This is a genomic window from Luteibacter sp. SVR4-7G, assembly GCF_056755555.1.
In genome coordinates this window covers 1-10529 of record NZ_JBPGXO010000073.1, presented here as the reverse complement: position 1 = coordinate 10529, position 10529 = coordinate 1, and the positions used below count along the sequence as shown (strand labels likewise).

Annotated in this window: 12 protein-coding genes and 1 tRNA gene; 5 read left to right on the top strand and 8 right to left on the bottom strand. The window is 65.0% G+C overall.

The features are described from left to right. Positions 1-182 (top strand): hypothetical protein (locus tag ACR9ZH_RS17995; protein WP_481292134.1); only part of this gene is annotated, 182 nt, incomplete at its 5' end. Between the two features lie 186 nt (positions 183-368). On the opposite strand, the gene ACR9ZH_RS17990 is transcribed toward ACR9ZH_RS17995, so the two are convergent. Then, the gene (locus ACR9ZH_RS17990; protein WP_481292133.1) at positions 369-728 is read right to left on the bottom strand and encodes a hypothetical protein; all 360 of its coding nucleotides are present in this window, start codon (positions 726-728) and stop codon (positions 369-371) included. A gap of 109 nt (positions 729-837) precedes the next feature. Then, a tRNA-Leu gene (locus ACR9ZH_RS17985) sits at positions 838-922 on the bottom strand. Between the two features lie 219 nt (positions 923-1141). Between ACR9ZH_RS17985 and rnr the strand changes: the two genes are divergently transcribed. The 4 genes from rnr to sugE all read left to right on the top strand — a co-directional run bounded on the left by rnr (position 1142) and on the right by sugE (position 5230). Continuing rightward, positions 1142-3757, top strand: coding sequence for a ribonuclease R (gene rnr / locus ACR9ZH_RS17980; protein WP_481292136.1), 2616 nt, complete (start codon positions 1142-1144; stop codon positions 3755-3757). Beyond that, on the top strand, positions 3754-4500 hold the full coding sequence (gene rlmB / locus ACR9ZH_RS17975; protein ID WP_481292132.1) for a 23S rRNA (guanosine(2251)-2'-O)-methyltransferase RlmB: 747 nt from the start codon (positions 3754-3756) through the stop codon (positions 4498-4500). Before rnr ends, rlmB begins: the two co-directional genes overlap by 4 nt. Continuing rightward, the gene (locus ACR9ZH_RS17970) at positions 4497-4772 is read left to right on the top strand and encodes a CBU_0592 family membrane protein (protein ID WP_481292131.1); all 276 of its coding nucleotides are present in this window, start codon (positions 4497-4499) and stop codon (positions 4770-4772) included. Before rlmB ends, ACR9ZH_RS17970 begins: the two co-directional genes overlap by 4 nt. 137 nt (positions 4773-4909) lie before the next feature. Continuing rightward, positions 4910-5230: a quaternary ammonium compound efflux SMR transporter SugE gene (gene sugE / locus ACR9ZH_RS17965; RefSeq protein ID WP_481292130.1), complete on the top strand. Its 321-nt coding sequence runs from the start codon at positions 4910-4912 to the stop codon at positions 5228-5230. 180 nt (positions 5231-5410) lie between these two features. On the opposite strand, the gene phoU is transcribed toward sugE, so the two are convergent. The 6 genes from phoU to ACR9ZH_RS17935 all read right to left on the bottom strand — a co-directional run. Beyond that, entirely contained in the window at positions 5411-6124 is a 714-nt protein-coding gene (phoU, locus tag ACR9ZH_RS17960) for a phosphate signaling complex protein PhoU (protein WP_481292129.1), read from the bottom strand. Between the two features lie 22 nt (positions 6125-6146). Continuing rightward, positions 6147-6890 (bottom strand): phosphate ABC transporter ATP-binding protein PstB, encoded by a 744-nt coding sequence (pstB, locus tag ACR9ZH_RS17955; protein WP_481292135.1) that lies wholly within the window; start codon positions 6888-6890, stop codon positions 6147-6149. An 82-nt stretch (positions 6891-6972) separates the two neighbouring features. Next, entirely contained in the window at positions 6973-7839 is an 867-nt protein-coding gene (gene pstA / locus ACR9ZH_RS17950; protein WP_481292128.1) for a phosphate ABC transporter permease PstA, read from the bottom strand. Continuing rightward, positions 7839-8870, bottom strand: a complete 1032-nt coding sequence (pstC, locus tag ACR9ZH_RS17945; protein WP_481292127.1) for a phosphate ABC transporter permease subunit PstC — start codon at positions 8868-8870, stop codon at positions 7839-7841. Before pstC ends, pstA begins: the two co-directional genes overlap by 1 nt. 119 nt (positions 8871-8989) lie before the next feature. Continuing rightward, positions 8990-10006, bottom strand: a complete 1017-nt coding sequence (pstS, locus tag ACR9ZH_RS17940) for a phosphate ABC transporter substrate-binding protein PstS (protein ID WP_481292126.1) — start codon at positions 10004-10006, stop codon at positions 8990-8992. A gap of 146 nt (positions 10007-10152) precedes the next feature. After that, positions 10153-10529 (bottom strand): exonuclease domain-containing protein (locus ACR9ZH_RS17935; protein ID WP_481292125.1); only part of this gene is annotated, 377 nt, incomplete at its 5' end.

Here is a 10529-nt window from a genome sequence, read left to right as displayed (position 1 = left end):
ATCCGTATGGGGCGCCCATCGAGCCGTGGACGAACTATCCCAATGCACCGCGCCCCGGCATCGACATGCAACCTGCGCCGAACGGCAGCCGCACCCTGGACCTTCCCGAAGAGTGGCGGCGATTTGGTCCGGTGAGCGCCGAGCAACGCTGGCACATCGAGGTGCTTCGCCAAGGCTTGTAGCTTCGATAGCTTGTGCCTTCAGCGTACTAGCCTCACAGAGGGGCGATGGTCACGACCATCGCCCCTCACGACGCAAGTTCCGCCGTTTCAGCAAGTGCGGGCATACACCGCGCTCCGTCGCCTTCTTCGCCATCCTGTTACTGAAGTGGGACAGGACTGGAAGGAATTGAAGCGTTGCTGATCGAATCAAGATGCCGCGTCTTTCGAGCGTCGATCAATCCACCCCAGCACGAACGATTCCAGCGAAACACGCGGAGGCAACGCCAGCCCTGCTGCGCGCATGAATCCCTGGGCTGCCTGCAGAAACGCCTGCTTGGCGCGTGCCGACTCTATGCGCACCGCGGCCTGTCGTTGCCGAAGCTGCACGACATGGGCCGAAGGCTGTCCTGGCTTCGCGAACCTGGCGTAACGCCGGAGCTCGTCGGCGACGGTCCCGGTATCGCGCGCAGCGCGATCCATGGCAACGCGGCAGTCCACGACCTGCGCAAGGAATGCTGAGGCTTCAGGGGAGAGGCCGGAGGACGAACCGTTCGGATAGGTGGTCATAAGACGACGTCGCGCTCGTGGTCTCAGCGCCTCGCCAAGTGCGCGGCGCGATACCTGTGAGTCCCGGAAACGACGAAGCCCCGCATCGCTGCGGGGCTTCGTCTATAATTGGTGCCCAAGAGAGGACTCGAACCTCCACGGTTTTACCCGCTAGTACCTGAAACTAGTGCGTCTACCAATTCCGCCACCTGGGCAGGTGTCCCGAAGCTGTGCTGCCGCCCCGTGAGCCGCGTAGATTAGGTAGGTCGGGGAAACTTGTCAACGTTTTCGCACCCCGGATGTGAAACTATTTCACGTCCCCATTCAAAGGTTCTTAAGTGACGAAGAAAAAGAAAGGCTCGGGCGCAGATCGCGGCCCTCGCAAAGCCGGCGCTACCCGCCCCGACAAGGCCCTGGCGAAGTACCAGGACCGCATGCCGGCGGCCGTGGTGGCCGACCCCCATGCCGACCGCGAGGCCCAGCGCTACGACCAGCCGATTCCCAGCCGCGAGGCGATCCTCGCCCTGCTGGAGGAACGTGGCGAGCTGCTGATGGCCGAGGATATCGCCCGGGCGCTGCGCCTGTTCACCGATTACGAGATCACCGCCCTGGACAGGCGCCTGGGCGCCATGGTCCGGGACGGCCAGCTGCTGAGGAACCGTCGCGGCGGCTACGCGCCGGCGCAGAAACTCAGTCTCATCCCCGGGCGCGTCATCGCCAACGCCGAAGGCTACGGTTTCCTGCGCCCTGACGAAGGCGGGGACGACCTCTACCTTTCGCCGTCGCAGATGCGCAGCGTGCTGCACGGCGACAGGGTGCTCGCCAGCGTGGTCGGCATCGACCGGCGCGGCCGGCGTCAGGGCGCCATCGTGGAGGTGCTGGAGCGGCGTTCGCCGCGCCTGGTCGGCCGCGTGGTGGTCGAGAACGGCGTGACCCTGGTCGAGCCGGACGACCGGCGCCTGCACCAGAACATCATGATTCCGGCCGGACGCGACGCCGGCGCCCGTTCCGGCGAGATCGTCGTTGCCGAGATCACCGATCCGCCCACGCCCCATCGCGGCCCACTGGGCACCATCCGCGCCGTGCTCGGCGAGCGGCTGCAGCCGTCGCTCGTGGTGGAAATGGCGATCGCCAGCCACGATCTTCCGCATGAGTGGCCGGCGCAGGTCATCCGTCAGGCCGAGGAAGTGGAACCCAAGGTCACGGCCGAGGACCGCAAGGGCAGGGTGGACATCCGCAAGCTGCCGCTGGTGACGATCGACGGCGAGGATGCCCGCGATTTCGACGACGCGGTCTACGCCGAGGCCCTCAAGGGCGGCGGCTTCCGCCTGATCGTAGCCATCGCCGATGTGTCGCATTACGTGCCGGTGGGTACGCCGCTGGACGTCGAAGGCTACGAGCGCAGCACCTCCACGTATTTCCCGGGCTTCGTCGTTCCGATGCTGCCCGAGACCCTGTCGAACGGCATCTGCTCGCTGAATCCGAAGGTCGATCGCCTGTGCATGGTCTGCGACATGGAGATCGACGAGGAAGGCGAGGTGGTGCGGTCGAAGTTCTACGAAGCGGTGATGTACTCGCACGCACGGCTTACCTACAACAAGGTCTGGCAGGCGGTCGGCGAGCGCAATCCCGACGTGCGCCAAGAAATCGCCGACGTGCTGCCGCAGGTCGAGACGCTGCATCGCCTCTACAAATCGATGGCCAAGGCGCGCAAGCGCCGCGGCGCCATCGATTTCGAGACGCCGGAAGTGAAGTTCCGCCTGGCACCGTCGGGCGACGTCGTCTCGATGGGTGCCACCGACCGCAACGATGCGCATAAGCTGATCGAGGAGTGCATGATCGCTGCGAACGTGCAGGCGGCGCGGTTCCTCTCCAAGCGGAAGATTCCCGCGCTCTATCGCGTACATGCACCGCCGCCGGCCGAGAAGTACGAAGACCTGCTGCAGTTCCTGCGCGAGTTCAAGTTGAAGATGCCGCCGGTCGACGAGGTGACGCCGGCCGACTTCTCCGCCCTGTTGAAGAAGGTCCACGACCGTCCCGAGGCCGAACTGATCCAGTCCGTCCTGCTGCGCGCGCAGAGCATGGCCGTCTACCATCCGGAGAACCAGGGTCACTTCGGCCTGGCCCTGGATGCGTACGCGCATTTCACCTCGCCGATCCGCCGCTATCCGGACCTGCTCGTCCATCGCGCCATTCGTTATGCCCTCACCAAGGGCAAGCCCGCCGACTACAACTATAGCGAGTCGCAGATGGCCTCGATGGCCGTGCATTGCTCGCAGCGGGAACGTCGTGCCGAGGAAGCGGAGCGCGATGTCGACGAGCGGTTCAAGTGCGCTTGGATGGAAAAGCATGTGGGCGAGGAATTCGCCGGCACGATCACCGGCGTCACCTCGTTTGGCCTGTTCGTGGAACTGGCTGCTTCGCGCGTGTCGGGCCTCGTCCACGTATCGCAGTTGCCGAACGACTATTACAAGTTCGATCCGGTACGCCACCTGCTTTCGGGCGAACGTACCGGCGCAAGCTACCGCCTCGGCGACTATGTGAGCGTGCAGGTGCTGCGTGCGAGCCTTGAAGACCGGAAAATCGATTTTCGCCTCGTTGCGCGCCTCACCTCGCTTCCGAAACCGCTTCCGTCGGTCGCATCGCTCCCGGCGCCCGCACCCCGGTCGGGCATGGCCGCAGCGGGCAAGGCCATCGGTCGTGCCGCCAAGAAGGCCGTCGGCCGGATCTTCGGCAGCAAGGCGAAGAAGCCGGTTGCCGTCGAGCCGGCCGTGGAGCAACATGCGCGGCCCGCACGAAGGGCTGCCCCGGAAGCCGAGTCGGCCTCGTTCGCGCGCAAGCCCGCTTCCTATTCGCCGAAGGGTGAGAAGGCCGGGGGCAGGGCGCCGTCGCGGCGTAATGCGCAGGGCGGTTCCGTGAGCAGGGACGGCGTGGCGAAAAAGGGCAGCGCACAGAAGACCGTAGCCAAGCAGGCACCGGCCAAGCGTGCACCCGCGAAAGCGGCGACCAAGAGCGCGCCGCGCAGACCCAGGAGCAAGCCGCAGCCATGAGTGAGACCTGGATCGTCGGCATCAATCCGGTCGAAGGCGCCCTCGCCAACGACCCGGATCGTGTCCGTGAAGTAGTGATCGAGCAGAACTCGAAGAACGCGCGCGTGGTCGAGATTGCCGCGCAAGCGCGCAAGCTCGGTCTGATCGTGAAGTCGGTGGGCAAGGAACAGCTGGAGAAGCTGGGCGGCGAGGCCCGCCACCAGGGCGTGATCGCGCGTTACGAGACGCCGCCGCTGCGCGGCGAGAACGATCTTCCCGCCCTGCTCGAAGCGGCCGGCCCGGATGCCCTGGTGCTGGTGCTGGACGGCGTGACCGACCCGCACAACCTCGGTGCATGCCTGCGCAGCGCGGCGGCGGCAAAGGTCACCGCGGTGGTCGTGCCGAAGGATCGCGCCGTGGGCATCACGCCCACGGTGCGCCGCGCGTCGGCTGGCGGCGCGGACCTCGTGCCGGTCATCGCGGCGACCAACCTCGCCCGGGCGTTGCGACTGCTGAAAGATGCAGGCGTCTGGATCACCGGTCTCGACGGCGATACCGAACAGTCGATCTACGACATCGACCTGAAGGGGCCGATCGCGCTGGTGATGGGCAGCGAAGGCGACGGCATGCGCCGTCTCACCCGGGACACCTGCGATTTCGTGGCGAAGATCCCGATGCCCGGAAGCATGGAGAGCCTCAATGTCTCCGTGGCGACGGGCATTGTCCTGTTCGAGGCATTGCGCCAGCGAGGAGGCAAGCGATGAGTGAAATGTTCTGGCACGACTGGGCGGGCCTCATCGGCGTGACCCTGGTCCTGGTGGCGTTCTTCCTGCTCCAGGCGCACAAGCTCTCGGGACAGGGCTCCGCCTACCAGGTGATGAATCTGCTGGGCGCCTTCGGCATCCTGTTGTCGTTGATCTTCGGCACGTTCAATCTTTCGGCCTTCATCCAGGAGCTGGCCTGGTTCCTCATCAGCGTCTACGGGATCGTACGTGGCGCGCGCCTGCGCAAGGCGGCCATGGGTCCGCTTCCGTAGGCGCCGATCAGCGAGAGGTTACACAAGGGCTGTAGAATGCGAGGCGGATCGGCGCAAGGCCGGTCCGCCGCTGGGGACGACCCCACGTGGCGCATCATCTCCGCGGGGACGACCCCGCCTTTGCGGAGCTGCCTCCCATGTACTGGACCGTTCTCGTGATTGCCGGTCTCTTCGAGATCGCCTGGGCCGTCGGGCTCAAATACACCGAAGGGTTTACGAAGTTGCTGCCGAGCGTGCTTACCGGCGCTGCCATGATCGTCAGCATCGTTTTGCTCGCCATCGCGACGAAGAAGCTGCCGCTCGGCACGGCTTACGCCGTGTGGACCGGCATCGGTGCTGTAGGTGCCGTGACGCTCGGCATCCTGCTCTTCGGTGAGTCGGCGCAGCCGTTGCGGCTGCTGTGCGTGGCGTTGATCGTCGCCGGCATCGCCGGCCTCAAGCTGACCACGAGCCCGTAGGAGCGCGCCTGCGCGCGACATCTTTTGAGGCCGTGCCTTTGGGCTGGCGCGCGCGCAGGTGCATTGTAGGAGCGCGCCTGCGCGCGACATCTTTTGAGGCCATGCCTTTGGGCTGGCGCGCCAGCCTGGGGGCAGCGGCGAAAAGCTGTCGCGCGCAGGCGCGCTCCTACAGGGTGCCGCTTACTTGTCGAAGTCGGGGTTCGCCGTGGTATCGCGCTTCGTGCGCGGCGCCACCAGCGGCTCGCCGTGGACGACGAACCAGACGTTTTCCGCGATGTTGGTCGCGTGGTCGCCGATGCGTTCGATGTTCTTGGCCATGAACAGAAGATGCGTGCACGGCGTGATGTTGCGCGGGTCTTCCATCATGTACGTGAGGAGTGCGCGAAACACCACCGTATAGGCTTCGTCGAGATCCGCGTCCGACTTCCACACTTCGTAGGCGGCTTCGGCATCCTGCTCGTGGTAAGCCTTCAGTACGTTGCGCAGCTGTTCGGCGGCGATCTCGGCGAGGTTCGCCAGGCCGCCGGCCGCGGCGATGGGAGCCACCCGGCTGAGCGGGATGGAGCGCTTTGCCACGTTGGCGGCGTAATCGCCGATGCGCTCGATGTCGGCGGCGATGCGCAGGGCGGCGAAGACGTTGCGGAGGTCGCCCGCGATCGGCGCGCGCAGGGCGAGCAGGCGGACCACGTCCTGGCTGATCTCCTGTTCGAGCGCATCGAGGGCGTCGTCGTTGTCGACCACCCGCTGGGCCGCGCGCTCGTCACGGCGCTCGACCACGTCGATGGCAGCTTCGAGCTGGGCGACGGCGAGCTCGCCCATCTTGACGATTTCGCCGGTAAGGCGCTTCAACTCGTCGTCGTAGCTCTTGATGATGTGCTGGTGCGTCGTGTTCATCGCTAACCTCGGAAAGGTGGGCTCAGCCGAAACGGCCGGTGATGTAATCTTCGGTCTGTTTCTTGTCCGGCTTGGTGAAGATCTTTTCCGTCCGGTCGAACTCGATCAGCTCGCCCATGTACATGAAGGCGGTCATGTCCGAGCAGCGCGCCGCCTGCTGCATGTTGTGGGTCACGATGACGATCGTGAAATCCCTCTTCAGTTCTTCCACCAGCTGCTCGATGCGGCTTGTCGCGATGGGATCCAGCGCGGAGGTCGGCTCGTCGAGAAGCAGCACCTCGGGCTTGAGGGCGATCCCGCGGGCGATGCACAGACGCTGCTGCTGGCCGCCGGAAAGACCGAGCGCGCTCTGCTTCAGCTTGTCCTTCACCTCATCCCAGAGGGCAGCGCTGCGCAGCGCCTGCTCCACGCGGTTTTCCATGTCCGCGCGGGAGAGTTTCTCGTGGTGGCGGATGCCGTAGGCCACGTTCTCGAAGATCGTCATCGGGAACGGCACGGGCTTCTGGAACACCATGCCGACCTTGCTGCGCAGGCGGTTCAGCGAGTACTTCGGATCGAGGATGTTCTCGCCGTCGAGGATGATCTCGCCGCTGGCACGCAGGTTGGGGTAGATCGCATAGATGCGGTTGAAGATGCGCAGCAGCGTGGACTTGCCGCAGCCCGACGGGCCGATGATCGCCGTCACCTGCTTCTCGGGCACGTCCATGCCGATGTTCTTGAGCGCGTGGAACTCGCCGTAATGGAAGTTCACGTTCCGGGCCGTCATCTTCGCCGGCACCTGGCCAAGGTCCACGCCCGAGGCATGGGGCGACGTGCCGAACCCGGGCTGGGAGGCGACTTCGTTCATGTTAGTCATGGGACACCTTGGAACGGAGGGTGAAACGGGCGATCAGGCTGAGGGCGAGCACGAACATCGTGAGGACGAAGGCGCCGGCCCAGGCGAGGGTGTTGATGTCGGGGCTCGGATCCTTGGTGTACTCGTAGATGATCTGCGGCAGGCTCGGCATCTTGTCGAGCGGATTGAGCGTCATGAAGTTGTTGCCGAAGGCCGTGAACAGCAGCGGGGCGGTTTCGCCGCTGATGCGGGCCAGGGCCAGCAGCACACCGGTGACGATGCCTGAGCGCGCGGCGCGGATCAGGATCTGCGTCGTGAGCTTCCACTGCGGCACGCCGAGCGAAAGCGCCGCTTCGCGCAGCGTTCCGGGCACCAGGCGCAGCATTTCGTCGGTGGTGCGGACGATGACGGGCAGGGCGATCAGGGCCAGGGCGACGCCGCCGGCGATGCCGGAGAAGGTGATATCGCCGTTCGACAGGTACTTCGACGGCAGCACCACGATCGTGTAGACGAACAGGCCCAGCACGATCGACGGTGCCGAGAGCAGGATGTCGTTGAGGAAGCGGATGGTCGGCCCCAGGCGCGAGCGGCGGGAATACTCCGCCAGCCAGGTGCCCGCCGCGACGCCGATCGGCGTCGCGATGAGGATGCCGAGGACGTTCAGGATCAGGCTGCCCACCATGGCATTGGCAAGACCGCCTTCTTCGCGGTAGGCGGTGATCTTGGTGAACAGCTGCGGCTTCAGCGCGGCGATGCCCTGGCTGAGGGTTTCCCAGAGGATCCAGGCCAGGAAGAGCAGGCCTACGCCGGTCGCGGCCACGCTGAGCACCATGGCGACGATGTTCTTGATGCGGCGCTTGGTATAGAGCGAGGCGGACATCAGTTGCCCTCCTTCGTGGCGAGTCGACGGAGCATGAGGCGCGCGATCAGCAGCACGATGAAGGTCACCACGAACAGGAGGAAGGCGATGGCCATCAGCGCCGAGCGCTGCAGGCCTTGGGCCTCGCCGAACTGGTTGGCGATGGTCGAAGCGATGGAACTGCCGGTCTCGAGGAACGAGAGGGAGAACTTGAAGGTGTTGCCGAGCACAAAGGCGACCGCCATGGTTTCACCCAGGGCGCGGCCGAGGCCGAGGAACACGCCGCCGATCACGGCCGTGCGGGTATAGGGCACCACGATGTCCCAGACCACTTCCCAGGTGCTCGAACCGAGCGCATAGGCCGATTCCTTGAGGCGCGTGGGTACGGTCTGGAAGACCTCGCGCATCACCGAGGAGATGAACGGAATGATCATCACCGCCAGCACCAGGCCAGCAGTAAGGACGCCGGCGCCGAAGAAGGGATATTCGCTGGAGAAGAACTTCGCGATGAACGGCGCGTGCTGCACCAGCCAGGACACCTGCCCGTCGGGCGGCTCCGCGCTGAAGTTGTTCATCAGCCAGGGCTTGATGTAAGTCGCGACGAAGGGGGCAAAGATGAAGAGGCCCCACATGCCGTAGATGATCGACGGAATGCCGGCCAGCAGTTCGATGGCCGAGGCAACCGGACCGCGCAGCCATTGCGGTGCGATCTCGGTGAGAAAGAGGGCGATGCCGAAGCTGATCGGCACGGCGACCACGAGCGCGATCAGTGCGGTGCCAACGGTACCCATGATGGGCACCAGCGCGCCGTACTGGTCATTGCTGGGATCCCAGGCCGCACTGGTCAGGAAGCCCCAGCCGAACGTGCGGAACGCGTCCTGGCCAAGCCAGAGGGTGGAGCCCGCGGCACCGATCAGGGAAAGCAGGACGAGCAGGGCGCAGGCCTTGAGGACCCATCCGAAGATCCGGTCGTTGCGCGCGTCCTTCGTGCTGCGGCTGGCTTCGGCGGGCCGCTCGAGGGGTGTCACGGCGTTGCTGGCGGTGGCATGCATGGTGACTGCTGTTTCCCGGGCCTTGGCAAACTACGGGTCGCCGCCCCCTGCGGGACGGCGACCCCCTTGGACGATACTCTGGACCGGAGTGTTGCACCGGTCGGTCGGATCGTTATGGCTTACTTGAAGTCCGAACCCCAGTAGGCCTGGATCTTTTGGGTCAGGGCGGCAGGCAGCGCGACGTAATTGAGCGCGGCGGCGTCTTCCTTACCCTTCTCGAAGGCGTACTTGAAGAAATCGAAGGCCACCTTGGTGTGCGACGGGTTCTTCGACTTCTTGTACATGATGATCCAGGTGGTCGCCGTGATCGGCCACGCCTGGTCGCCAGAGGCGTTCGTCATGATCAGGTTGAAGTCCTTCGCGGAAGCCCAGTCGGCTGTGGCGGCGGCAGCGGCGAAGGTTTCGGCGGTCGGTTCCACCCAGTTTCCTGCGGCGTTCTGCATCTGCGCGTAGGAGATATGGTTCTTCGTTGCGTAGGCGTATTCGACGTAGCCGATCGAGCCCGGGATCTGGCGGACGTATTGCGAGACGCCCTCGTTACCCTTGCCGCCCACGCCGGTCGGCCAATCGACGGCCGTGCCGAACTTCACCTTCGACGCCCACTCCGGGCTGACCTTCGAGAGGTAGTTGGTGAAGTTGAACGAGGTGCCCGAACCGTCCGAACGGTGCACGACGGTGACCTTGACGTCCGGAATCTTGAGGCCCGGGTTCAGGGCGGCGATGGCCGGATCGCTCCAGCGGGCGATCTTGCCCAGGAAGATGTCGGCGAGCAACGGCCCGGTGAGCTTCAGCTTGCCCGTCTCGACGCCTTGGAGGTTCACGACCGGCACGATGCCGCCCACGACGCTCGGGAACTGGCCGAGACCGAACTTGGTCAGGTCTTCGCTGCTCATCGGGGCGTCGGAGGCACCGAAATCGATGGTGCCTTCCTTGATCTGCGCGATGCCTGCGCCCGAACCGACAGATTGGTAGTTGATCTTGTTACCGGTCGACTCGGCGTACTTGGCCGACCACTTGGAGAGGACGGGATAGACGAAGCTCGAACCGGCACCGGTGATGTCGGTGGCCTGCGCAGCGGACATGCCGAAGAGCGAAGCGGCGACCAGCGCGGCAATGCGGAGTTTGCGTGTGAACACGGAGAAATCCCCTCGATGGAAAAAGTTTCAGGCGAAGCCCGCCCGGGCTGTATTCCAGCCCTGCCGTGTTGCAATGAGACGTACTGAATGTTTCAAAGTCATGACACCCGCCATTCTGGTGTCATATTAGGAACTTACGAAATCGCTCAGGCGATGATCGGAGCGGCCTGTTCGCGCTCCGCGAGCTCCAGGCGGCGCCAGCGATTGACGATTTCGCAGAACAGCTCCGCCGTGCGCTGGGCGTCGTAGATGGCCGAATGGGCCTCGCGGGTGTCGAAGGTGAGGCCGGCGGCCAGCACCGCCTTGCTCAACACCGTCTGGCCGTAGGCCAGGCCGCCGAGGGTGGCGGTGTCGAAGCAGCTGAAGGGGTGGAACGGGTTGCGCTTGTGCCCCACGCGGCGTACCGCCGCATTAAGGAAGGCGAGATCGAACGCCGCGTTATGCCCCACCAGCACCGCGCGCTGGCATCCGGCGACCCGCACGGCCTCGCGCACCGTATTGAATACGTGGTCGAGCGCCTGGC

What these genes read in the sequence shown, in the direction of transcription:
- rlmB (WP_481292132.1), top strand. Translation starts at nt 3,754, where the DNA reads ATGAGTGAGACCTGGATCGTCGGCATCAATCCGGTCGAAGGCGCCCTC.
- pstC (WP_481292127.1), bottom strand. Translation starts at nt 8,870, where the DNA reads ATGCATGCCACCGCCAGCAACGCCGTGACACCCCTCGAGCGGCCCGCC.
- pstB (WP_481292135.1), bottom strand. Translation starts at nt 6,890, where the DNA reads ATGACGGCCCGGAACGTGAACTTCCATTACGGCGAGTTCCACGCGCTC.
- rnr (WP_481292136.1), top strand. Translation starts at nt 1,142, where the DNA reads ATGCCGGCGGCCGTGGTGGCCGACCCCCATGCCGACCGCGAGGCCCAG.
- ACR9ZH_RS17970 (WP_481292131.1), top strand. Translation starts at nt 4,497, where the DNA reads ATGAGTGAAATGTTCTGGCACGACTGGGCGGGCCTCATCGGCGTGACC.
- sugE (WP_481292130.1), top strand. Translation starts at nt 4,910, where the DNA reads ATGTACTGGACCGTTCTCGTGATTGCCGGTCTCTTCGAGATCGCCTGG.
- ACR9ZH_RS17990 (WP_481292133.1), bottom strand. Translation starts at nt 728, where the DNA reads ATGACCACCTATCCGAACGGTTCGTCCTCCGGCCTCTCCCCTGAAGCC.
- pstA (WP_481292128.1), bottom strand. Translation starts at nt 7,839, where the DNA reads ATGTCCGCCTCGCTCTATACCAAGCGCCGCATCAAGAACATCGTCGCC.
- phoU (WP_481292129.1), bottom strand. Translation starts at nt 6,124, where the DNA reads ATGAACACGACGCACCAGCACATCATCAAGAGCTACGACGACGAGTTG.